We start from the raw sequence: 24,761 nt of genomic DNA, 5'->3' as shown, positions 1-24,761 counted from the left end.
GTGAATAATCAAGTTCAACAGGCTGATGTTGTTATTATTGGTGCGGGCCCTTCAGGTGCCGTGGCTGCTAGTTTACTGGTGAAAAAAGGTTGGCATGTGGTGGTGTTAGAGCAGCAAACCTTTCCGCGTTTTTCGATTGGTGAAAGTTTATTACCCCAGTGCATGAGCTTTTTAGCAGAAGCAGGCCTTGAGCAAGCGGTGCAAGCACAGGCACAATCGCTTAGTTTTCAGTTTAAAAATGGGGCGGCGTTTCAGCGTCGGGGCGACCACACAACAATCGATTTTACCGAGAAATTTAGCGAAGGCCCTGGCACGACTTTTCAGGTAAAACGCGCTGACTTTGATAAGTGCTTAGCCGATGGTGCCATGCAACAGGGGGCTGAAATACGTTACCAACATAGCGTGTTAGCGTTCACCGATTGTGAGGATGGCGCTTTACTTGACGTTACGGATGAAAACCAACAAGGCTATCAAATTAAAGGGCGCTTTGTACTTGATGCCAGTGGTTTTGGCAGAGTATTACCTCGCTTACTTGATTTAGAGTCAGCATCAAATTTCCCTGTACGTTGGGCTTTTTTCAGCCATTTTAAAGATAATATTAGCGATCCCCAGTTCGACCGCGAAAAAATCTTAATTAATGTTCATCCAGAGCATAAAGATATTTGGTATTGGCTGATCCCATTTAGTGATGGTACGGCAAGCATTGGTGTGGTCGGTAAACCAGAGCAACTTAATGATAAACAACCACTCGCTGGTTTAAATGAATTTATCGAACAAGATAGCTATTTAAGTGAGTTATTAGCCAATCGTGAAGCAATTGGTGAAGCGCGCGCTATCAAAGGCTACTCGGCTAATGTGTCGAGCTTGTATGGTGAGCATTTTGCACTACTTGGTAATGCTGGTGAGTTTTTAGATCCGGTGTTTTCATCTGGGGTGACGATTGCATTAAAATCAGCTTCATTGGTTGCTCCTTTAGTTGATAGCTACTTACGTGGTGAGCAAGTTGATTTCAAAAACGATTACAGTGAACCTTTGCAACAAGGGGTTAATTGCTTTAGAACCTACGTCAGTGCTTGGTATGATGGCTCATTTCAAGACGTGATTTTTTACAGTGAGAAAAATCAACAAGTGCGTGAGATGATCAGTGCTATTCTTGCGGGTTATGCATGGGATTTACAAAACCCATTTGTAAAACAAAGCAACAAACGCTTAAATACGTTGGTTGAATTATGTCGCGATTAACACGCTCTTTGCTTTTAACCTTGAGCATATTAGTGGCAAGTTGTGCCAGTGAATTTGCAGTAAAAACGGGCGTTGATTTAGCGCCAAATGCAGGGATTTATTTGCTTGATCCACCGCCGTCATTAGTTGCCGATAATTGGCAGCAAGTACTTGAAGTACACCATGGCGATGAGCAGCATACATTACTAGCGCAGCTGAGTTTAAACAGTGAAACGGGTATTAACTTGGCTGTTATGACGGCTCAAGGTATGCCAATCTTTCAGTTAGAAAAAGCGCCCCAAGGGCCGATTAAAAGCGAAAAAATGCTCCCTATCAACGCGGTTGATCCTCGCTATATTCTTGCTGATATCATGCTTGTACACTGGCCAGTTACTGTGCTTAACTCGCAGCTTTATGATTTGAACTTGGTTGAACAAGGCTCAACGCGACGCTTATATCAAGGTGAACAGTTAATTAGTGAAATTCGCTATTTAGACGGTACAACAGAACTTGTAAACTTTCAGCGAGATTACAAAATTAAATTTCAAAGGGTTAATTGATTATGCCATTTTGGCTTAACGACTTAGGTATTGTTAGTGCATTGGGGGTTGGTCATCAACAAACAATGCAAAGTATCAGCTTGCAACCTAAACAAACACTCACAGAGGTGACGTCGCTTGCATTTGAGCTGCGCCCAACGTTTGTGGGTTTGGTTAATGAACTGCCATTAACCGCATCAATGCGGTTTTATCAGCTAATCGATTTAGCGCTGGCGCAAATTACTGACACATTGACAGGCATAAACATTCCGAGTAGCCGTATTGCTGTGGTTATTGGTACCAGTACTGCTGCAATTCAAGAAGGTGAAAGAGGCCGAATTGCCCATGCAGCGAAGGGAAAGTGGCCAGAGGAATTTGATTATTACGACCAAGCACTCGTTGCACCCGCCAATTATATTGCCAAAAAACTCGCTGCGAAGGGGCCAAGTTACAGCATTTCAACTGCGTGTAGTTCAAGTGCCAAGGCGCTTATTAGTGCGCGCGCCTTACTCAGTGCTGATTTAGCCGATGTAGTAATTTGTGGTGGGGTAGATAGCTTGTGCCAACTCACTATTAATGGGTTTGATTCGTTATCGTCTATCAGCGATGAAATTTGTAAGCCGTTTAGTGACGACAGGTCAGGCATCAATATTGGTGAAGCCGCAGCGTTATTTGTTATGAGTAAAGAGCAGCATACAAAACAAAGCATTGCCTTTTTAGGTGGTGGTGAAAGCTCTGACGCTCACCATATTTCAGCACCGATTGCAGACGGTTCTGGTGCAATCGCAGCTATGACAATGGCATTGCAAGACGCGAATTTAACACCTTCAGATATTGACTACATTAATGCCCATGGAACAGCTACACCGCAAAATGATGCCATGGAATCTCTGGCAATCAGTGAGGTATTTGGCAAAAATACTAAAGTGAGCTCTTCTAAACATTTGACCGGCCACACCTTAGGCGCTGCAGGTGCTTTAGAAGCTGGATTATGTTGGCTTTATTTGGCTTACCCAGAGTTTAATCAATTAGTATGCAATCAGGTTATAAAAGACGAATCATTGGCTGAAATTGGTTTATTAACACAACCAGAAACGGCAGAAATTAACACCTGTTTATCAAATTCGTTTGCCTTTGGTGGCAATAATGTCAGTGTAGTACTAGGACATCTAAATGAATCACTATAAAATTGAGCAAGTCGTCCCTCATAGCGAACCAATGATATTGCTCAATCGCCTATCTAGTTACAGCGAAGAGTCAGGCTGCTGTGAAGTGGATATAAGTTCACAAAGCCCGTTTTATGACGAGAGCTTAAATGGGGTTGCCAGTTATATTGGCTGTGAATATATGGCGCAAACTATCGCAGCTTATGCGGGTGCGCTGGCAAAAGACAAAGGAAATGAAGTACAAATCGGTTTTTTAATTGGTACGCGCAAATATAAAACCTATGCACCGGTATTTAAAAACGAGCAAACGCTTAAAGTCTCGGTGACAAAATTATATCAAGAAGAATCAGGGTTAAGTGTATTTGAGTGTCAAATACACAGCGATGAAACATGCTTAGCAGAAGCAAAAATCAATGTGTTTCAACCACAAGACCCCATGCAGTTTATAAGAGAAAATCAATGACAAAACGTATTTTAGTCACCGGCTCAAGCCGTGGTATTGGCAAAGCAATCGCACTTAGATTAGCTAACGATGGCTTTGATATTGCTGTTCATTGTCGCAGTGGTGTGGCTGAAGCAGAGCAAACCTGTGAAGAAATTAGTGCGCTTGGTCGTCATGCAAGCCTATTGCAATTTGATGTTTGCGATAGAGAGCGTGCGAAACAACAAATTGAAGCTGATATTGCCGAGCACGGAGCGTATTATGGGGTGATCTGTAATGCTGGTATCACAAATGATATGGCGTTCCCTGCGATGCAAGGTGATGACTGGGATAAAGTGATCCGTACTGGCCTTGACGGTTTTTATAATGTAGTGCATCCAACGGTGATGCCAATGGTGCAAGCTCGCAAAGGTGGCCGGATTGTCACTATGGCGTCAGTGTCAGGGATTGCTGGTAATCGCGGGCAAGTTAACTACAGTGCCGCTAAAGCAGGCATTATTGGTGCAACCAAAGCGCTTTCGCTTGAACTTGCAAAGCGTAAGATCACCGTTAACTGCGTGGCACCAGGGTTAATCGAAACCGAAATGACAGACGATTTACCGGTTGATGAAATGCTAAAAATGATTCCATTAAAACGTATGGGTTCAGTTAATGAAGTAGCTGGCACTGTGTCGTTCTTGTGTTCCGATGACGCTGCGTATATCACCCGCCAAGTTATTTCTGTGAATGGCGGTATGGTGTAATGAAGCGCGTTGTTGTTACAGGCATGTCTGCTATCACAGCATTAGGTGATACCTGGGGCGAGTTTAAAACCGCTTTGCAAAAAGGTGAAAATGCTGTTCAGTACATGACTGATTGGGATGTGGCGCCAGAATTAAACACTCGACTAGCGGCACCTGTTACTCATTTTACTAAACCAAGCCATTATAAGCGTAAACAAGTTCGCTCAATGGGGCGTGTTGCTTTGATGTCGACGCGAACTACAGAGCTTGCTTTAGAAGAAGCTGGGCTATTAGACCACCCAAGTCTAACCGACGGTTCTACAGGGATTGCTTTTGGCTCGTCAACGGGGTCAACGCCACCATTACTGGCTTTTGCAAAAATGATGGAAACCGGTGAAATGACGGGCGTAACGGCCACCAGTTACATCCAGATGATGGCACATACGGCGCCTGTGAATGTGGGTGTCTTTTTTGGTTTAAAAGGCCGCGTGATCACTACCAGCTCTGCCTGTACATCGGGGTCGCAAGGTATTGGTTATGCCTACGAAGCGATTAAGTATGGCCGCCAAAAAGCCATGGTCGCTGGTGGTGCAGAAGAGTTATGCATTACAGAAGCCGCAGTATTTGACACCTTGTACGCGACCAGCACAAAAAATGATGCTGCGAAAAGCACGCCACGACCATTTGATCAAAATCGTGATGGTCTGGTTATTGGTGAAGGTGCAGGCACACTCATTTTAGAAGAGTATGAGCATGCCCTAGCCCGTGGAGCAACCATTTATGCGGAGCTCGTCGGTTTTGGTTGTAACTCAGATGGTCAACATGTTACGCAACCTACCGCAGAAACAATGCAAGTGGCTATCGAAATGGCCCTTCATGATGCACAGCTTACAGCGGATCAAATTGGCTATGTGAATGCTCATGGTACGTCAACAGATCGAGGTGATATTGCGGAGTCTCTAGCGACTTTCAATGCCCTTGGCAAGAAACCTATTAGCTCATTAAAGAGTTATTTAGGTCATACCTTAGGTGCGTGTGGCGCCATTGAAGCATGGGCGAGTATCAATATGATGAATGATGGTTGGTTTGCACCTACTATTAATTTAACAGATGTCGATGCTGAGTGTGCTGACCTAGATTATATCAAGGGCAATGGCCGTGAAATGCAAACAGATTACATTATGAGTAATAACTTTGCGTTTGGTGGTATCAATACCTCGTTAATTTTTAAAAAGTGGCAAGCATGATCAAGCGCTGCATCATAAGTATTTTATTTATTCTAACTTTTAATGCTTATGCTGCAGAAGATAGTGGAGAAAAGGGCACTGCAAAAATGGAGTTCGGTGCAGGCCTTTTTTATGCAGATATCCCGCATTATTTAGGTTCAGATGAAAGTGAGCAATACCTATTGCCTGTGCCTTATTTTCGTTATCAAAGTGACACAATGGCCATAGACCGTAATAGTTTCACTGGCTTTTTGTGGCAGCAAGAAAATCTCCATTTAGATTTATCTGCAAGCGTAGGTCTTGCAGTTGACAGTGAAGACAACAAAGCCCGAGAAGGTATGGATGATCTAGATTGGGTGTTTGAATTAGGGCCTTCGCTTAATTACTACTTAATAGGTGAACCAAATTCTAGACAGCACTTGTATTTAAGCCTGTTTGCACGCAAAGCCATTGCGACAGATTTCTCAGGTATTGATGATATTGGCTGGCGTTATGGGCCAAGTGTGTATTATCGAGTGCCGATCATCGAAAAAGCGGATTCACAATTTTCATTAGCGTTTCGTGGCAATATCAACTTTGCTAGCGATAAATACCTTGATTACTACTATGGAGTGAGTGACTTACATAGCAATGAAACTCGCCAAGCATACTCAAGTCGTTCAGGTTTTTCTGGTGCTGATGTATCAATTGGGGTACATTTTGACACACCAAAGTATTGGTTAGGTGGTTTTGTTAAATATCACCATCTTGCTAACAGTCAACAAGATGCAAGCCCACTCGTGAAGCAAGATTATAATGTTTCGGTCGGTTTTGGCGTTGCATGGAAATTTTATAGAAGGAATTTTTAAATGAAGTTATTGACCCTTGCATGTGTTTTAGTAGCTTGTTTGTTTTCAGCAAACAGTTTTGCACGTGATGATTTACAAACACTACCTGTACAAGCATTACTTGAAACCACCAAAGCGAAACAAGCATTGTTAGATATTCCGCTGTATTTTGCTGATCAAAGTCATAACACGATTAAAACAACTTATGGTGAAGTGATCACCAACAAGAAAACCAATGCATTTAATAAAACTGACCGAGAGGCGTGTGAATGGGTAATGCTCAGTGCTTTAAAAGCATTACAAGAGCGTGCTGTTCGTGAAGGCATGAATGCAGTTGTAAATATTCAGTCGTATTACAAGAAGCGTGAGTTTGTTAGCCAAACAGAATATCAATGTGGTGCGGGTACGTTTATCGCTGGTGTGGCATTAAAAGGCACTTTAGTTAAGTTATAACTAACTAAAGTCATTTTTTTTCTGTATAATTTGCGACCCTTGATATGATGGCCGCAGGTTATACAGCATGAATTTTAAATCATTTAGTTTTTCTTCTGAGCTTTTACAGGCATTAGAAGAGCTTAATTTCGAAACGCTTACTCCCGTTCAACGTAGTGCAATTCCTGCAGTAAGAAAAGGCAAAGACGTACTTGTTAGTGCGCAAACCGGCACGGGTAAAACCGCTGCATTTGCTTTACCACTTATCCAAAAATTATCAGAATCAGCTGTTAGCGAAAATAATGCACCAAGTGCACTAGTGCTTGCACCTACTCGCGAGTTAGCAGAGCAAATTGCTAATAACTTTAAAGCGTTTGCAAAATACACTGAACTCAAAACAGTGTGCTTGTTTGGTGGTATTAATCTAGCGGGTCAAGCTAACGATTTGAAAGCAGGTGTCGATATTGTTGTTGCAACGCCAGGGCGCTTACTTGATCATATTCGTTTAGGTAACATCAGCTTAGCTAATGTTAAGCATTTAGTGCTTGATGAAGCTGACCGTATGCTAGACATGGGCTTTATCAGCGATATGCAAACGGTTATTAATGGCTGTGATGAAGCGCGTCAAATCTTGTTGTTCTCAGCAACTTTCCCTGCGGCAATTAAACAATTTGCGAGTAAAGTACTAAAGCAGCCTGAAATCATTCGTGTCGATCAAACAAACAGTACCGCAGAAACAGTGCAACACGTTGTGTATCCTGTAGAAGAGCGCCGTAAGCAAGAGCTTTTATCTGAATTGATAGGAAAGAAAAACTGGCAGCAAGTACTTGTTTTCGTAAACATGAAAGAAACTGCCGATGAGCTTGTAAAGGAGCTTAACCTTGACGGTATTCCAGCTGTTGTTTGTCATGGTGATAAAACCCAAGGTAACCGCCGCCGCGCTTTACGCGAATTTAAAGAAGGTAAAGTTCGCGTATTAGTCGCAACCGAAGTGGCTGCCCGTGGTATTGATATTGAAGGGTTACCACGTGTAATTAACATCGACTTACCTTGGCTTGCAGAAGACTACGTGCATCGTATCGGCCGTACAGGTCGTGCTGGTAAGCCGGGTCAAGCTATTTCGTTTGTGAGCCGTGAGGAAGAAAACACTTTATTCGATATCGAAAAGTTAATTGGACAGCGCATCAAGCGTGTTGTTTTACCAGGTTATGAAGTAAGCAGCCGTGAAGTACTGATTGATAAAATTGGTAAAAAGCCGTCGCATTTACGCCGTAGCCGTACAAATAAGGCTTCAGGTCAGGCAACGGGTGAAGCGCGTGCGAAGAATCGTTCACGTATCGCAAATGTTCGCAAATCTTTGAAAGGCAATAAATTAAGCCTTAAAAAGTAATGAATTTCGATAACAAACGATAAGAGCTTCTATAAAAAAGCCCCATTGCTGTTTGGCAATGGGGCTTTTTTGGCTCTGCTAATCGTACAAATGGAGTGTTTTGTTAATTTTTATACAGTTAAATGCAAAATTAGATTAACAAATGTACCTTGATGAATTACAATCGCTTTGAAATCAGTCAAGTAGCGTTTCTAACGCGTTAGTGTCTAAATGGATGTTTATGCAGTACATAAAAAGAATAATAAATAAAATAATCGCCCCTACTTTTTTACTCAGTGTTGCTAGTGTGCCTTTTTCTGCTAATGCATTTGATAAGGCTGAGTTCTCCCTTGCCCATATTAAAGAGTCTATTAGCGTTGATGGTGTGATGGATGAGCCACACTGGCAATACGCCACTAAAGTGCCATTAAAATATCAGAACGAACCAACCGAAAAAGGCACACCGCTCGTGCAAACCGATGCTTACATGTACGAAGATGGCAAGTACTTGTATGTGGGTTTTATTGCAAAAGATAATGATCCTTCGCAAATTCGTGCCGCTCTTCGAGATCGCGACACACTTTGGCAAGACGACAATGTTGCCTTGATGATTGATACTTTTAATGATGAGCGAACTGGCTATGAGTTTTATGTAAACCCATTGGGTGCGCAAGGTGATATGCGCATGACAGATATTGATGATTGGGTGGAAGACCCATCATGGGATGCTATTTGGGATAGCGCAGGGCAAATAACAGAGGACGGCTATGTTGTTGAAATGCGTATTCCATTCACTGCACTTCGCTTTCCAAAAGACCAGGCCGAATTAACGTGGAGTTTTGCAGTATGGCGAAATTACCCGCGTGATGTGTATTATCAAATGTCGAACGTTGGTTTTGACCGAGATGTAAAATGTAGCTTTTGTCAGTTTGATAAACTCACAGGTTTTGCCAACATGACAGAAAGCCAAAATATTCAGCTTACACCCAATTTAACTGCGCTTCGTCATGATAGCAAAGACACAGTGCCGGGTGATTGGCAAAATGGCGATATTGATACTGAAGCAGGCTTGGACTTACGTTGGGGTGTGACGCAAGATGCGGTTATCAATGCCACTATTAATCCTGATTTTTCGCAAGTCGAGGCAGACTCACTCGAACTTGATGTAAACACCACTTATTCAATTTATTATGCTGAAAAGCGTCCATTCTTTTTAGATGGTGCGTCTTATTTTAATACCAGCCAACTAGAGCTTTTATATACGCGAATGATTGCTGAACCTGATGTAGGTTTAAAATTAACAGGTAAAACCGGCGCGCACAGCTATGGCTTTATGTACGCTGATGATCAGAATACCAGTGTTTTACTTCCGACAAATCAAGGATCGGGCTTTGCTAATCTGGCAGATAAAACGCAAGCAGTAGCGGGGCGTTATCAATTTGATATTGGCCAAAAAGGCACAATTGGTGTGATGAGCACTCACCGTGAAAATGATGATTACCATAATACCGTGTTATCGATTGATGGTAGTTATTGGTTTAACCAATCAGATAGTTTGCAGTATCAAGTTGCAAGCACAGATACCACTAACTCAGAATTTTTAGTTGATTATTATGGCGTTGATAAGAATCAATCCGATCAAGCTTATGCTATTGAATTTACTAGAACTAAGCGTGATTACGAAGTCTACGCTAATTACGAAAATATAGGTAAAGAATACCGCTCTGATTTAGGCTACCAAGCTAAAGTTGATTACGAACAAGTACAATTAGGTGGTGGGCAAACTTGGTATCGTGATGCTGATGATGCAATCACAGAGTACAGCTACAATGTTGAGTGGGATAAAACGTGGGCACAAAATGGCGACTTACTCGAAGAAGAATACGATGGCTTTATTACTTTTAAAGGTAAGATGCAGTCGCAAACAGAAATTGGCTTTATTCATCGTAATGAGTTTTATGCCGGCGAGTTCTTTAATCAAAATATAGGCTATATCTACGGTGGTTTTAGACCTATTCGTGATGTGCGATTCTTATTGTATGCTCAATATGGCAGCAAAATTGATTACAGTAATGCAGCTTTAGGTACCATGGTTCGTATTGAACCTGAGATGACATGGGATATTAACGATCATTGGCAGGTTCAACTAGAGCACAGTTACAGCTATCTAGATAACGAACAAAATGATCGTGTTTATACTGCAAATTTAACTGATTTACGTGTTTATTATAAATTTAATATGCGCTCAATGCTAAAACTCGTTTTGCAGTTTGAAGATGTCGATCGAAACAACGAAGCTTATCGATTTGATGTCAGTCAAACTAACCGCGATTATGGCAGTCAGCTGGTGTATTCATACAAAATTAACTCTCAGACGCTGTTTTACTTAGGTTATTCAGACAAAGGATATCAAGACGACTCTTTGAAAAGTCTTGAGCGTGACGAGCGTACCTTTTTCACTAAACTAAGCTATGCATGGCAGCTCTAAGTAATTATAAAAAAGGAAAATCATAATGAAATATTTAAAAATGTCAGCTGTTGCTGCTGCGGTAACTATCCTTGCTGGATGTGCGGCGAAACAGGATGTAAGTCGTTTTGAAGCGGAAAAACCAAAAACTGTGTGTATTGCAGAGCATCAAGCAGTTAAAGAAGGTGTTGTAACATCATTGCAAACAGGTTTTGCAAAACATAACGTGCAAACACGCGTGATACCGGCTAACTATGTTATGAAACACCAAGCGTATCAAACAGACATCTCAACTGCTAACACAGACGGTTGTGATGCAATTGCATTTTATGTTGCGAACTGGCATTGGGATTTAGCTCTTTATATGGCCTATGCCAATATCTGGGTCACTAATGTTGACCAATCTAAAACAATTGCGCAAGCAAGCTATCGAACGGGTGGTGGTTTGGATAAATTTATTGATGCAAACGATAAAATTATCGAATTAGTGGATTCAATGTTCCAGCAAGTTGAAGCCAAGAAACAACAAGAGAGTCAGAAAAAAGCAATATAAACTAATATGTTGGTCAGCTTATGGCTGACCAACCTCTTCGTTAACTTTGCTTCTTACCACCCCTTCAAGGCTTTTTAAGCCCCATTGTTTACCAATCTCAACAGCTTCATCAATTGGCTTTTTCAAGGTTACCGCATTGTATAGCGCAACGAGAGCACCGACACGGTTGCTGCTCGCGCAGTGAAGTAAGGTAGTTTGCTGTTGCTGTTTATTGAGTAAGGCCTGAAGTTTCGTAGCGTTTTCAATGGTAATATCAGCTTTAGATTGCACAGGAATATGGTAATAGTTCATACCAAGCTCAGTGACTAACTCTTGCTCAGACCAATTCGTTTCGTTATCACCACGAAGGTTTATGACGTTCTGAACACCAAGTTGTTTTAACTTGGCAAAATCCGTTTGACTTGGCTGCCCAGAAGTTAGCACATTCTCAGACTGCGCCTTAAGATTTAAAATATCCAGTTTTGTAGTAACGGTTTGTGCTGCAAATGCAGAAAAAGACAGCAGCGCAGCACAGGCTAATTGTATGAACTTATTCATTTTACTCCTTAAAGTGTGTTTAATTTTTGCTGTAGACGGTTTCACCACGACTAATGGTTTCTAACACTTGTAAGTTATGTAGCTCTACAGGCTTTATCTTTAGCGGATTCTTATCAAGAATTATCAAGTCTGCTTGCATCCCTTGTTTTAATTGCCCTTTTGAACTTTCTTCAAAATGTTGATACGCAGGCCATGTGGTCATTGCTTGTAGTGCAGTATACACAGAAACACGTTGCTCTGGCCCTAATACTTGATCTGTACGGGTTGTGCGGTTAACCGTTGCATCTAATACACGTAGTGCATCAGGTAGGGCGACTGGTGCATCATGATGGGTGCTAAACATTAATCCTTGTTTGCGAACAGCTTGAGTGGGTGAAATAAAATCGGCACGGGGGTGACCTAGCACTGAATTTACATGCCAGTCGCCCCAATAAAACGTATGCATTGGGAAGAGCGATGGAAATATGCCTAATTCTTTAAGACGATTTACCTGATCTTGTCGAATTGTTTGACCATGAATGAGTACAGGGCGGCGATCTTTTTTGCCGAGCTTGTTATTGGCACTTTCAACGGCATTTAAAAACTGCTCAATGGCGGCATCACCATTTGCATGCGTCATTACCTGCCAGTCATTGGCAAAGGCCGTTTCAATATACTGATAAGCTTGCTCATTATTAAAAGTAGGGTAGCCTGCATAACCTTGCTCTTGGCCTTCGGGGGCTTTTAAGTATGGCTGAGATAACCAAGCGGTTTTACCTTGCGGTGAGCCATCAAAGTTAAGTTTTACACCCCCAATGCGAAAATGATTTGTGTAGTTTTTACTGTTATAGGCTGAGTCCATAAATCCGCTGCTGGTGGCCATATCGGCATAGGCAACTATATCAATCACGAATTTATCTGCCTTTGATGCTCTTACCATCGAGTCATAAGCTTCTTGGGTAGCACGTCCTTCTTGGGCCGTTGTGTAGCCGTATTTTGTATAGAGTTTTTGCCCTTCTTGCAGCATTAAATCTTGTAAATCAGGATCAACAGATTTCATCAGTTTGAACAGTAATCCAAAGTGCGCGTTTTCTTCGAGCACCCCATTGGGCTCTTGTGAGTTTGTCATGCGACGAATTATCCCGCCGTCAGGATTTTCTGTGTTTTCATCGATGCCAGCCATGGCTAACGCTTTAGTGTTTGCCACACTTAAGTGCCCTGAGGTATGAATGATGATCACAGGCTTTTCGGTGCTAACTCGGTCTAAGTCCATTTTTGTAGGGTATCTATCAAGCTCAGCATCATCGTATCCAAATCCTAAGATAGCGCCGGTTTTTTCAATAAAAGTGGTGTAATCAGGGTTGTTCTGTGCAGCTGTGAGAATATTAACGATTTGCTCAACGCTGTTAGCATCACCATCTGGACTAGGTAATACATTGGCTACCATGGCTTGTAAGCCTACCGCGTACACATGACTGTGGCCATCTACAAAGCCAGGCATTAGGGTCTTGCCTTGTAAATCAATCAGCTTCGTTTTACCAAACTTATGCTCAAGGGCTTTAGTTTTATCACCCACAAAGATAATTTTGTCGCCTTGTGTTGCGATTGCTTGCGCATACTCTGGTGCATCGCCAGTCATTGTAAGAATATCACCACCATAATAAATGGTATCTGCTGCACTCACTTGCAGTGGAAGCGTTTTAGCTGTTTGTTCAGAGGTTTTATCGCAAGCCGTTAAGGCAAGCAATGAACATGCAATTGCGAGGTGATGTTTCATATAATCTTCCTTGAATTCTAAGTATGTCTAATAATATAGTCGGTTTGCTCAGTTTGTGTTTTTATATTGGACTTAAATTTCATTAAAGTACAAGACAATAGCAGCGCCATCTAGGCTACTGCCATTATGAATGTTGATACCAATACCAAAGTTATCGAACCATGACGTCCATTTTCTGCTATCCCATAAAAAGCCAATACCGTATTCATAAAAGTGATCGGTCCCAAATGCTACCCGACTATCGCCGCCTAAATCGATACGTTGGCCTTTGATGTAAAAAGCTTGCTCAAAAACCCCGATTTTGAACATGTTAAATTTAGCTTTAATACCATTGAGTGTGCGCCATGTTTCAGGCGCCGCATTATTTATTCCATCAGGGTGAGAGAGTGCCCAGCCATAGTAATAATTAAAGTTAAGTTTGTACTCGTAATAGCCCCAATGCCTAGGTAAGCGATAGATCATGGTGGCATTTGGGTTTATCACGAGTGCATTACTATTGAGGTTGGTGTAAAGATTCTCAGCTAAAGGTTTAAGATTACGTCTAGACTCGGGAGAGTTGTACTCATAATCATTGTTGTAATGTAAGTAGTGAGTATTAAAACCAAATTGATATGACCATTTAGAGCCAAGTGCTTTTTCGGCATTAAAACCGATCATCCCGTTATACACTGTTTCTGAAATATAGTCGTCAGCCACATTATCAAAAAGCGAAATGAAATCTGATTGATTTAAATAGCTTACTTTGCTGGTCAGGCTTAATTTGTGTTGATAAACAGGCTCATCAAGCTGCCAAGTGTAAGGAATACTGTAGAGTTTGAGTTCTTTTCTAAGCGCAATACTGTCTTCATCTTTGTTGGCATGTTGCGAGTCAAACAGTGTTTGTGGATCAAAATCACCAAAACCCAAGGTAATACTATCACCATCGGTTAAAACCAACGACGTGGCAAAGGCCGATTCGAGCTGCTTAGTCGGGTTTGCAAAAACCGCTGAGCAGATGCAGAAAATAATAGGGGTATAAAAAATAAATTTAAATCTATAGCTATTTTTCATTAATAAAGCGGGAATCATTATTTTATGAATAATAATAGCCCATTTAGTTCAAACTATGACTAGTTATTTAGAATTGATTTTTTGTCAATTATTCAAAATCACCAAATAACTAATAACAATGTCTGTCGGAAATTTCATAAGCTCATAAATTTAGGAAGATTCTGATTCGGATCACTCATCTTTTCATCTAATGTAAAACATAAATGCAGAGTTGATATTCTGACTTTTAAATCTACATATTATTGTATTTAAATCAATTCTGTGCCCGTTTAATTAGATTAAGAGAGTGCTTTATTTTGAACCATAAATACTTTTTAACTAAAAGTTCAAGTTGTTTTTCATGGGCTTTTATACTGATTCTTTTTTCTAGTGGCTCACTATTCAGTACAGATGGGCAAGCTAAAGAAAATAATTGGTATTTGTATGGCCAAATAGGCCACGCTTCGACTGATTTTAAGGCAGACGCTGTTAAAAATGAGCTTGTTGCACAGAGTGTCAATTATGAAAACTTATCAGTGAAAGATGCTGACGTAGGTTATCAACTAGGATTCGGATATCAGCTAGATTCTATATTTTCAGTCCAACTGGGTTATTTAGATTTTGGCGATAGAAATTTTCGTTTAACAGGAGAGGTGACTGATTTAGACAATTTTCATGATGTAATGCAAGCAACTTACCCTGAATCTGCAAAGGGGCCACACCTAGTTGTTTTAGCATCATTGCCTCTAACAAATGAGCTATCACTAACAGGTAAACTTGGGTACCTTGATTGGCAACAAGATTACCAATATCAAATCAATACATCAGATGTTTTTAAAGCGAAACGCAGCGGCAATAGTGTGACTTTTGGCGGTGAAATCAGCTATTCAATATTTGAAAATACTCTACTTTTCTTAAGTTACGACCAAGCTAGGTTAGATGATTACTCAACGTCAATGTTTTCAATTGGCGCTAAGTATCAGTTTAACTAATCAACTCCATATGTATGCAGGGGGCGTACATTTTTAATTATCTCAAGGAATAGCTGAGTCTACTTACTAAACCACTCATCGTGAATTAGCAAACAGCTTGAAGTTTCTACAGGATTAAAATGCCATGTTATCAACAATTATTAAATATTTATACTTAGTCGCACTTATTGCGCCCATGTCGATATTGGCTATGCCAATTACAATTATCGCTCCTAGTAAAACCTTTACGCTTGATGTAGAGCCCAGTGACAGTATTGGTACTTTACGACAATTAATAAGCGATGAAACGAGTATCCCGTATGACAGAGTGGTCATTACTCAAAGTGTTGAAGGCGGTACCGCTGTGTTGGATGATGATAATCCTTCTTTGTCAGATAGAAACGTCAAAAAGGATGATACATTAACAGTTTCAAAATCGAATGCTGTGCCTAGCTTTTCAGGCAGTGAGTGGGAGTTTGTAGGTAGTGCAAAGTTCGCAAAAAGCCAATTCGCTAAGAATTATGCAAAAATTAAAGTGGATGCTTATGACATACCATGGGTAATTTTTGTAGAAACATCAATAGTTAGCGTTTTGAAATTCAATGGTATCGATTGGGAACAGGTTGGAGCTGGGGGTATTGCAGATGGAATTAATATTTCTTACACAGATATAACTTTTGATAGCAATAATACCCCGTTCATTTGTTTCACTGATAAAGTCGGTTCTGAACGGTTTTTAAGAGTGCTTAGCTTTGATGGAACTAAATGGAATGATGTAGGCTCTTCTGTTTCCGCTGGCTATATGTCATATAATAGTTTAGCGTTTGATAATAATGGAGTTTTACATATTGCATATAGCGATTATAATTTTGAAGGTAAAGCTGTTGTAAAAAAATATAATGGCACTAACTGGGTAAATGTTGGTATTCAGGGGTTTACTCCATCACTTGCGACCAATATTGAACTTGTTTTTGATAGTTTAAATACTCCTCACATTTCATTTATAGATCCCTCTCAAGCTTCCTCAGAAGCTAGTGTGATGAAGTTTAATGGCTCATTCTGGCAGTATATTGATAATACTAGTTTAACAATTTATCCAGTAATTTCGCCGTCTATTGTATTTGATAGTGATGATAATATTTTTTTGAGCGCCCGAAACTCAAGCAATAGAACTGTTGGGCTTGGCGTTTATAAATTTGATGGCACAACTTGGGCTACGCTTAGTGAAAATATTATCGAAAGTGAAGTTGGACACTCTGATCTTGTATTAGGAAAAAACGACACACCAATTATATTTTTTGATGATGGAGGGGTGGAACCTCGTGGTGGCAGCGTAGTAAGTTATCAAAATGACACTTGGCAGTTTGTTGGAGAAAGAGGTTTCGCTGCAGGAGATACAGATAAAAACCAAATTGTCCTTGACAGCCAAAATACACCCTATGTTATTTATTCTGAGGGTAGCTCTACATCTGTTAGTAGCGTAATGAAATATGCAACAAAATCTTTTTCAGATTCATCTTTAACGATCAATCAAGGAGATTCAATCGGAGACCCGTTTGAGGATATGAGAGTTTCTGATGAAGACGGCGACGACGTGGTATTAACGATTACACTTTCGGATACCAACGCAGGGAGCTTTTCAGGTAATGCAAGCGGTGGGGCTGATTATAACTACGAGCCAAGCAGCGGTGTATTAACAGTCTCTGGAAGTGTTAGTGATGTAAAAGCAACAATCAAAAATTTAACCTTTACTCTTGATAGTAACTATACTGGTGAATTCACATTCACTAACGAACTGACTGATGGCACAGAGAGCGCCACGCCTGTCACTTTAACCTTTAACGTTGTTACACCTAACAAAGCGCCGTCTATTAGCACTAATAAAGGCCTTTCAATCGCTGAAGGTGCTGTAAAAGTAATTTCTGCGCTTGACTTATCCGCTACAGATGCCGATGACTCAGGTACAGGACTTATATTTACGCTTAAATCTGTGCCAAGTAATGGTAGTTTGTTTGTTGATACCAATGATAACGGCAGCTTAGACTCAGGCGAAGCGCTTGCTGTAAATGACACGTTTACTCAACAAACGCTGGATGATTCAAACCTTTATTACAAACACAATGGCTCGGAGACTACCTCTGATAACTTTACATTTGACCTAGCCGATGGCTTGGAAGATGGTGTTGAGCCAGTTACCAATCAAAACTTTACTATTTCTGTTTCATTAACAAATGATGCGCCAGTGATGGTCACTAAACCAAAATGGGATTTTGCGGGTAATACAGGTTTTTCTATAGCGGCTGCCTTTTCTGTTAGCCTTGAGTTAGATAGTCATGATATTCCCTATGTGGCTTTTACAGACAGGTTCAATGACCGTAATGTATTATCAGGAATGAAATTAGAGGGTGATTCTTGGCAATATGTAGGGCCTGAACGTTTCCATACTGGAATTACTAGTGGATTAAAAATGGCGATAGATAGTCACAATGTCCCGCATATTATCTATAGTGATATATCACTTGGTGGTAAAGCCGTCGTTCAAAAGTTTATTAACGGAAGTTGGCAAACCATAGGTGGGGGACCAGTCAATTTAGACGAAACTAATTATTTATCAATCGCAATTGATAGTGCAGACAACCTATATGTTGCTTATCAAGATAGTCGTTATTTTAACAAAGCAATTGTTAAAAAGTGGGATGGTACAAATTGGCAGACTGTCGGTGGGATGAATGTTACGCCTAGAGATGCAAGGTTTATCTCACTTGCATTTGATGACAATGACACACCTTTCCTTGCATATGTTGATAAAAGAAACGACAAGTGGTTTGGCAATGTTAAAAAATTTGTGAATGATAGTTGGGTGCCTGTTGGTCCTGTCGATTCCCTTGGAAATGTTTATAGCTCTAACTTTGCTTTAAATAATAATACGCCTTACTTTGTAAATGCTAATTCGTCTGAAATTTTTGTAAGAAAATTCGATGGCACAGATTGGGTTTTAGTAGGAGAACGAGGTTTTTCTGCAGAAAATAAATATACACCCGATATTGAGTTTGATAGTAACAATAGACCTCATGTCGCTTATACGAATAGGACTTATAAGAATGGAACTGAGGGCTTTGAGGTGAGGGTGACGAGTTTTGATGGCACAAGCTGGCATACGGTATCTCCCCTAGGTGTAAGATCAGGTAAAGCTTATCAGTATGGATTCGCGATTGCGAGTGACGACAGCTTGTACATTTCTTTTAATGATTCTGCTGATGATTATAAGGCTTCGGTTTTGAAATCCAGCCGAGCAGTATTTGATAGTTATGCGCTTTCTGTTGCAGAAGACAGTGACGCAAGCTTACTATTCGATAATTATCAAATCACCGATGAAGAGGGTGATGATGTTACCCTGACAATTACACTTGCTAATAACACATCTGGCTTACTAGCAGGCGCGGCGAGTGGTAGTGCCGTCGTTAATTATAATAATGACAATGCGACACTAACAGTCAGTGGGTCGCTCGCGGATGTCACCGCTACACTTGCAAGTTTATCATTTAAACCAGCGGCTAATTTTTCTGGCTCACTGGGTATTACATTTAACTTAACTGATGGCAGCAATAGTATAACGCCAGTGAATGGCACGATTACGGTGACTGGTGTAAATGACGCGCCGAGTATTTCATCAATTGCGGTGACTCAAGCAACAGAAGATACGCTTTATTCGTATCAACTGACAGTATCTGATGCTGATAAGGACGATACACTTACATACAGAGCGACCCAATTACCAAGCTGGTTATCACTAAACCCATCCGGTCTGCTGGCGGGTACACCGACTAATGATGATGTAGGTGATCATACGGTGACTATATCAGTGACCGATCAGGCAAATGCAAGTGACATTCAATCATTCACGATTTCGGTTGAAAACGTGAATGACAAGCCTGTGATTTCTTCCACGCCGATTAGAGCAGCAACACAAGACCAGCCATACAGCTACACCCTTGTTGCGAGCGATATCGATAAAGGCGATACGTTGACTTATACAGCAACGAAGATCCCTGGATGGTTAGGCTTTACAAGGTCTACGGGCGAACTGTATGGTACCCCAAATAAGCATACCATTGGTACGTATGCCATTACTTTAACTGTTACTGACAGTACTGGCGCATCTGTTTCGCAATCATTCTCTATTACGGTTGAAAATGTGAATGACGCGCCGGAAATTTCTTCTGTGCCAATCACATCGGCAACCGAAGACAGTTTTTATAGTTACACGTTAACAGCAAAGGATGCTGACAAAGGTGATACCCTAACGTATGCGGCAACGAAGCTCCCTAATTGGTTGACGATCAACCCATCAACGGGCGTACTTTCTGGAACACCAAGCAATGATGATGTGGGTGAGCATGCTGTTACTTTGAGCGTCAAAGACGGTGCTAATGCACTTGATAATCAATCATTCACTATCTCGGTTGTAAACGTGAATGACGAGCCGGTGATTTCTTCAACGCCAATTACAGTGGCAACGGAGGATAATCGTTATATCTATACCTTGAACGCAAGCGATATCGATAAAGATGATACCTTGAAGTATGGAGCAACAAACTACCCTGACTGGTTGGTGTTTAACCGTTCAACAGGTGTGCTTACTGGTACGCCTCGCAATGATGATGTCGGTGTGCACTCTGTGACGCTAACCGTCACTGACAGTGCCAATGCAACGGTTGAGCAAACTTTCACTATTACGGTTGAGAACGTGAATGACGTACCTGATGTGCAAAATGACATCGCCAGTGTCGATGAAGATAACAGTGTTGCGATTGATATTCTTGCCAATGACAGTGATGTCGATAGTAAGCTAAACCCAGCAAGCGTGATGATTGTTACAACGCCAACACAAGGTCAAACTAGCTTGAATACGGCAAATGGTGTGATCACTTATACGCCAAATGAGAATATTCACGGGACCGATACATTTAGCTATACAGTCGATGACATAGAGCATGGCCGTTCAGATGTGGCGACGGTGACCATTACTATTAATCCTGTTAATGACGCGCCTCTTGCAAATAGCGATAGCGCGATGACCGAAGAAGACATGGCCATTGAAATTGATGTTGCACTAAACGATGCTGATATTGACGAAGGAGACTCACTCGACTTATCAAGCTTAGTAGTCGTTTCTGCACCTGAAAATGGTCAAGCAAATGTCCAAAACGAGCGCATTGTTTACACGCCTGCGTCTAACTTTAATGGTAGCGATACATTTACGTATCGTATTGCAGATAAAGCAGGTGCAGTGTCAAATATTGCACGTGTTTTAGTGACTATCGGTGAAGTTAATGATGCACCAGTGGCGACCAATGATTTAGGTGTACTTGATGAAGATACATCAATTGAGTTGTCTATTCTTGACAACGATATTGATGTTGATAGTGAGTTGCTTATAGGGAATGTAACGATCACGAAAGCCCCTAAGCATGGCGAGCTAACTGTCAATAAAGAGTTAAGCACAATCCGCTTTACACCACATTCAGATTTCTTTGGTACTGATAGCTTTGAATATAGTGTCAAAGATGATCAGTCTTTAATGTCAAATATTGCGACAGTCACTTTAACGGTAAATAGTGTGAATGATGCGCCAGTTGCACAAAATGACACCGCCGTATTACTTGAAGACACATCTCATAATATCAATGTGTTAGGTAACGATAGCGATGTTGATGGCACCCTTGATAAGACGAGTCTAGAAGTTGTTACACAGCCTGAACACGGTAATGTACAAGTGAACAATGGCGTGCTCAGTTACACACCAGATAGTAATAGTTATGGAGCAGACACATTTACTTATCGTGTTAAAGACGATTTAGGCCTTTGGTCAAACCATGCAGAGGTGTTCATTACGGTGACAGCTGTTAACGATGCACCATTGGCAAATAATGATGTGATCCAGACCAATGAAGATGAGAGCGTGATTATTGATGTGACGCAGAATGATTCAGACATTGATGGTCACCTTGATGAGGATTCAGTGAATATTGTAACAAACCCTGCATTTGGTCATATTACCAATAATGTAGATGGTACAGTTACTTATACGCCTATTAGCAATTATGTGGGCTTTGATTCATTTACTTACTCTGTACTTGATAATGAAGGTGCACAGTCAAACACAGCCTCAGTGACTATCACCGTGTTAGCAGTCAATGATGCGCCTGTTATTGAATCTCACCCAGTCACGTCGGCTACACAAGATGAAGCGTATAGCTATGTTGTTACTGTTAAAGATATAGACAGTGCAGATAGCTATAAATTAAGTGCGCTAGAGCTGCCAAGTTGGCTTGATTTTGATCCTACAACAGGCGAGCTAAGCGGTACGCCGAGTAATGATGATGTAGGTACTCATACTATCAACTTAGTTGCCACTGATGCAGGAGGATTAACCGATACTCAAACCTTTGCTATCACAGTGGCCGATGTTAACGATGAAGCCACGGGCGGGATCAGTATTACTGGTGAAGCAAAAGAAGGTGAAACCTTAGCTGTTGAGTCGACAATCGAAGACCCAGATGGCGTAGGTGAGTTTACCTACCAATGGATGCGTAACGGCGAAATCATTACTGGTGCAACGCTTGCAGAGTACATGCTAACCGAAGCTGATATTGGCGCGACAATCACAGTTGTCGTAACCTATGTTGATGGCCATGGTAATACAGAAACCTTTACCTCAGATGCAACCAGTGTTGTCATTATCGCGAATGTTGCACCGGTTACCCATGACGAACAGTTCAGCATGGATGAAGATGAAAGCATTACCTTTTCGCTAAACTATTTTGACGAAAACGGTGATGAGCTTACGCTTAATCTTGTGACACCTGTGAGTAATGGTACATTGATAATGGATGCAAACCATCTGGTGTATCAACCAAACGCTGACTTCAATGGTACTGATAGTTTCAGTTACACCGTATCGGATGGCATGCTGGACTCTAATATTGCGACAGTGACTATTGTCGTTAACGCAATCAATGATGCGCCAGTGTCTATGCCAGATAACTTTACCGTCAATGCGGATTTAAATGAGTATGTGGTGCTTGATGTGCTCGCAAACGATATTGATGTTGACGGTGATGAACTTACTCTTGTTAAGGCAACCGTGAGTGCTGGCACGATCTGCATTGTCGATAACAAACTAGAGTACTTAGCCCCAGTTGGCTTGAATGCTGATGTTGTAATTACTTATCAAATTAAAGATTCAAATGGTGAAGTGGTTGAAGTCACATTGGTGGTATCTGTTGTGTCTACGGCAGCTGAAATTACGATTACAGCACCAGAAGACAAAACAATTGCATCTAAAGGTCTTTTCACCAAAGTGAATATGGGCACTGCTATTGCGAAGGATGCACTGGGTAACCCAGTTCGTGTCACCGCAAGCTCAAAAGGTTTCTTTGCACCGGGGACTCACACTGTGATTTGGAGCGCCGGGGAAGGCGATGATCAAGTTTCTGCAACGCAGTTAATCAATGTTATTCCTCAGGTTAACTTTAGTAAAAATCAAACTGCAACTGAGGGGACGGCCGTTTCTATTAAAGCAATTCTCAATGGTGATGCCGTTAACTACCCAGTGGTTGTGCCATATACAGTATCTGGAGATGCGCTAGAGGGTGCAGACCATGACCTAGTTGAAGGTGAATTTAGATTTGAAAAAGGGCAACGTGAAGCGAGTCTGATTGTTAACGTGTCATCTGATGACATTGATGAGAGGTCTGAAACACTGGTTCTTCAGTTTTCAACGCCTGAGAATGCTGTTGTCGGTCCATTAGGTGAGCATACTCTTACCATCGAAGAGGGGAATGTTGCGCCAAGCATTGAGGTCTTTGCAAATCAGCAAGGGATAGTGACGCGAATCATAAATAGACAAGGTGGTGATGTAACGTTAACGACACTAGTAACGGATGCAAACCTAACCGATACACACATATATGGTTGGTTAACGTCTGATAGTGCCATTGTCGATACTGACAGTGTTGAAGAGAGTTTTACTTTTGATCCACAACTTCTTGAGCTAGGGACGTATCAATTTGAAGTCGGCGTGTTTGACGGACAACAAGCGGGTTCTTCACTATTAGAACTGACTATTGTTGATTCAATGCCTCAATTATCTTCTGAAGATACTGACTTTGATGGTATTCCTGATAATGAAGAAGGTTACGGGGATGCTGATAATGATGGCATACCTGATTATTTAGATGCTGATTCGTTAGCGCTCAACGTTGTACAAGAAAAACTGAACGAAAGTGAATTATTCTTAATGGAAACCGAGCCAGGTTTGCAACTTAGCCTAGGTCATGTAGCGTTTGTAGCACATGGCACCAATACCGGAGTGTCAGTGCAAGAAGTATTGCATTACGGAAATTATGGTTCAGGTGCCACAGCAGATGCTGGATTTGATTATGCTAGCGGAGTCTTTGACTTTAACGTTAGCCAAATCCCCGTAGCGGGTCAGTCAGTCGGCATTGTTATAGCTCAGTTTGCACCTATTCCGAGCAATGCTGTATATCGTAAGCTAATGCATACCGGATGGACTGAGTTTGTCGTAGATAGTCGCAATAGTATTGCATCAGCACCTGGTGCAGAAGGCTTCTGTCCACCACCACATGATGCTCAGTATACCCAAGGATTAACTGAAGGACATTGGTGTGTTCAACTTACTATTGAAGACGGTGGCCCAAATGACGCCGACGGAAAAGTAAATCGTATCATCGAAGATCCAAGTGGTATTGCCAGTACAATGAGTACAAATACTCAACCGGTTGCTGAAGATGATATGGTTAGGGTTAAACGCAACATTAGTACATATCTTGATGTACTCTCGAATGACACAGATGCGAATGATGATTCGTTAATTCTGACATCCGCAGCAGTAGACATTGGTGAAGTAAGTATTGTTAATAATTTACTTTATTTTGTCCCGCAAGCAGAGCACCTAGGAATTGCAACGATTAGTTATAGCATTTCAGATAGTCAGGGAGGGGCTGATTTTGCGACAGTGATAGTTGACGTCGTAGCCAATGAAGCGCCGATGATAGATGCCATCATTGATGTTAGCACCGATGATCAAAGTCCAGTCACGATTGATATTTTGGCAAATGTGACAGATGAAGATAATAATGACTTCACTATAATTTCAGCCACAGCAGAGAATGGCAGTGTGGTCATTAACGATGATGGGACGATTACCTATACTCCAAATGCAGGTTTTGAAGGTACTGACACAGTCACCTTTGTTATCTCAGATGGTGATGGCGGAACAACACAAGGACAATTTAATGTGGTTGTTAAAGCGTATAAGCAGGTGAGTGTAGAACATAAAACCAGTGGCGGTGGTACGCTGCCAATGAGCTTAATCTTGTTATTATTCGCATTGACAATGATAAGACGCAGTTATTATCGAACATATCGATAAACATTAAAAAGCCAAGCTTCAAAGCTTGGCTTTTTTACACCTTTAAG

16 protein-coding genes are annotated in these 24,761 nt (G+C 41.2%); 13 read left to right on the top strand and 3 right to left on the bottom strand.

The window, feature by feature from the left end; genetic code table 11:
- The 11 genes from CWB80_RS10430 to CWB80_RS10380 all read left to right on the top strand — a co-directional run bounded on the left by CWB80_RS10430 (position 1) and on the right by CWB80_RS10380 (position 10,964).
- Positions 1-1,242, top strand: coding sequence for an NAD(P)/FAD-dependent oxidoreductase (locus CWB80_RS10430; protein ID WP_138599442.1), 1,242 nt, complete (start codon positions 1-3; stop codon positions 1,240-1,242).
- Positions 1,230-1,781: a DUF3261 domain-containing protein gene (locus CWB80_RS10425; protein ID WP_138599443.1), complete on the top strand. Its 552-nt coding sequence runs from the start codon at positions 1,230-1,232 to the stop codon at positions 1,779-1,781. The genes CWB80_RS10430 and CWB80_RS10425 overlap by 13 nt, the downstream gene beginning before the upstream one ends.
- A gap of 2 nt (positions 1,782-1,783) precedes the next feature.
- Positions 1,784-2,947, top strand: coding sequence for a beta-ketoacyl-ACP synthase (locus tag CWB80_RS10420; protein ID WP_138599444.1), 1,164 nt, complete (start codon positions 1,784-1,786; stop codon positions 2,945-2,947).
- Complete coding sequence (locus CWB80_RS10415) at positions 2,934-3,389, top strand: hotdog family protein (protein ID WP_054554542.1); 456 nt, start codon at positions 2,934-2,936, stop codon at positions 3,387-3,389. The genes CWB80_RS10420 and CWB80_RS10415 overlap by 14 nt, the downstream gene beginning before the upstream one ends.
- Positions 3,386-4,111 (top strand): 3-oxoacyl-ACP reductase FabG, encoded by a 726-nt coding sequence (gene fabG / locus CWB80_RS10410; protein ID WP_138599445.1) that lies wholly within the window; start codon positions 3,386-3,388, stop codon positions 4,109-4,111. The genes CWB80_RS10415 and fabG overlap by 4 nt, the downstream gene beginning before the upstream one ends.
- A complete protein-coding gene (locus CWB80_RS10405; RefSeq protein ID WP_138599446.1) occupies positions 4,111-5,337 on the top strand; it encodes a beta-ketoacyl-ACP synthase in 1,227 nt (408 codons plus the stop codon). The genes fabG and CWB80_RS10405 overlap by 1 nt, the downstream gene beginning before the upstream one ends.
- Positions 5,334-6,164, top strand: a complete 831-nt coding sequence (locus CWB80_RS10400) for a MipA/OmpV family protein (protein ID WP_054554539.1) — start codon at positions 5,334-5,336, stop codon at positions 6,162-6,164. Before CWB80_RS10405 ends, CWB80_RS10400 begins: the two co-directional genes overlap by 4 nt.
- The gene (locus CWB80_RS10395) at positions 6,165-6,596 is read left to right on the top strand and encodes a hypothetical protein (RefSeq protein WP_054554538.1); all 432 of its coding nucleotides are present in this window, start codon (positions 6,165-6,167) and stop codon (positions 6,594-6,596) included. It begins immediately after the preceding gene.
- Positions 6,597-6,663: 67 nt separating this feature from the next.
- A complete protein-coding gene (locus CWB80_RS10390; protein WP_138599447.1) occupies positions 6,664-7,965 on the top strand; it encodes a DEAD/DEAH box helicase in 1,302 nt (433 codons plus the stop codon).
- Between the two features lie 220 nt (positions 7,966-8,185).
- On the top strand, positions 8,186-10,432 hold the full coding sequence (locus CWB80_RS10385) for a carbohydrate binding family 9 domain-containing protein (protein WP_138599448.1): 2,247 nt from the start codon (positions 8,186-8,188) through the stop codon (positions 10,430-10,432).
- A gap of 25 nt (positions 10,433-10,457) precedes the next feature.
- Entirely contained in the window at positions 10,458-10,964 is a 507-nt protein-coding gene (locus tag CWB80_RS10380) for an Sbal_3080 family lipoprotein (RefSeq protein WP_138599449.1), read from the top strand.
- 18 nt (positions 10,965-10,982) lie between these two features.
- On the opposite strand, the gene CWB80_RS10375 is transcribed toward CWB80_RS10380, so the two are convergent.
- The 3 genes from CWB80_RS10375 to CWB80_RS10365 all read right to left on the bottom strand — a co-directional run bounded on the left by CWB80_RS10375 (position 10,983) and on the right by CWB80_RS10365 (position 14,307).
- Complete coding sequence (locus tag CWB80_RS10375) at positions 10,983-11,501, bottom strand: protein tyrosine phosphatase family protein (protein ID WP_138599450.1); 519 nt, start codon at positions 11,499-11,501, stop codon at positions 10,983-10,985.
- Positions 11,502-11,520: 19 nt separating this feature from the next.
- Positions 11,521-13,257, bottom strand: coding sequence for an amidohydrolase (locus tag CWB80_RS10370; RefSeq protein WP_138599451.1), 1,737 nt, complete (start codon positions 13,255-13,257; stop codon positions 11,521-11,523).
- A gap of 72 nt (positions 13,258-13,329) precedes the next feature.
- Positions 13,330-14,307, bottom strand: a complete 978-nt coding sequence (locus tag CWB80_RS10365) for a Solitary outer membrane autotransporter beta-barrel domain (RefSeq protein ID WP_171041517.1) — start codon at positions 14,305-14,307, stop codon at positions 13,330-13,332.
- Positions 14,308-14,603: 296 nt separating this feature from the next.
- On the opposite strand from CWB80_RS10365, the gene CWB80_RS10360 reads away from it, so the two are divergent.
- Positions 14,604-15,278 carry an outer membrane beta-barrel protein gene (locus CWB80_RS10360; protein WP_171041516.1) on the top strand — a complete coding sequence of 225 codons (675 nt, stop codon included), beginning with the start codon at positions 14,604-14,606 and terminating at the stop codon, positions 15,276-15,278.
- A 124-nt stretch (positions 15,279-15,402) separates the two neighbouring features.
- Complete coding sequence (locus CWB80_RS10355) at positions 15,403-24,714, top strand: Ig-like domain-containing protein (protein WP_138599454.1); 9,312 nt, start codon at positions 15,403-15,405, stop codon at positions 24,712-24,714.
- The last annotated feature ends 47 nt before the right edge of the window (positions 24,715-24,761 follow it).

The organism is Pseudoalteromonas sp. S1650, assembly GCF_005887195.1.
In the GTDB taxonomy this organism is placed as follows: domain Bacteria; phylum Pseudomonadota; class Gammaproteobacteria; order Enterobacterales; family Alteromonadaceae; genus Pseudoalteromonas; species Pseudoalteromonas simplex.
This window is presented reverse-complemented; position numbering and strand designations above follow the sequence as displayed.

Coding starts and splice junctions, on each gene's coding strand:
- CWB80_RS10425 (WP_138599443.1), top strand. CDS start 1,230: ATGTCGCGATTAACACGCTCTTTGCTTTTAACCTTGAGCATATTAGTG.
- CWB80_RS10420 (WP_138599444.1), top strand. CDS start 1,784: ATGCCATTTTGGCTTAACGACTTAGGTATTGTTAGTGCATTGGGGGTT.
- CWB80_RS10415 (WP_054554542.1), top strand. CDS start 2,934: ATGAATCACTATAAAATTGAGCAAGTCGTCCCTCATAGCGAACCAATG.
- fabG (WP_138599445.1), top strand. CDS start 3,386: ATGACAAAACGTATTTTAGTCACCGGCTCAAGCCGTGGTATTGGCAAA.
- CWB80_RS10405 (WP_138599446.1), top strand. CDS start 4,111: ATGAAGCGCGTTGTTGTTACAGGCATGTCTGCTATCACAGCATTAGGT.
- CWB80_RS10400 (WP_054554539.1), top strand. CDS start 5,334: ATGATCAAGCGCTGCATCATAAGTATTTTATTTATTCTAACTTTTAAT.
- CWB80_RS10395 (WP_054554538.1), top strand. CDS start 6,165: ATGAAGTTATTGACCCTTGCATGTGTTTTAGTAGCTTGTTTGTTTTCA.
- CWB80_RS10390 (WP_138599447.1), top strand. CDS start 6,664: ATGAATTTTAAATCATTTAGTTTTTCTTCTGAGCTTTTACAGGCATTA.
- CWB80_RS10385 (WP_138599448.1), top strand. CDS start 8,186: ATGCAGTACATAAAAAGAATAATAAATAAAATAATCGCCCCTACTTTT.
- CWB80_RS10380 (WP_138599449.1), top strand. CDS start 10,458: ATGAAATATTTAAAAATGTCAGCTGTTGCTGCTGCGGTAACTATCCTT.
- CWB80_RS10375 (WP_138599450.1), bottom strand. CDS start 11,501: ATGAATAAGTTCATACAATTAGCCTGTGCTGCGCTGCTGTCTTTTTCT.
- CWB80_RS10370 (WP_138599451.1), bottom strand. CDS start 13,257: ATGAAACATCACCTCGCAATTGCATGTTCATTGCTTGCCTTAACGGCT.
- CWB80_RS10365 (WP_171041517.1), bottom strand. CDS start 14,307: ATGAAAAATAGCTATAGATTTAAATTTATTTTTTATACCCCTATTATT.
- CWB80_RS10355 (WP_138599454.1), top strand. CDS start 15,403: ATGTTATCAACAATTATTAAATATTTATACTTAGTCGCACTTATTGCG.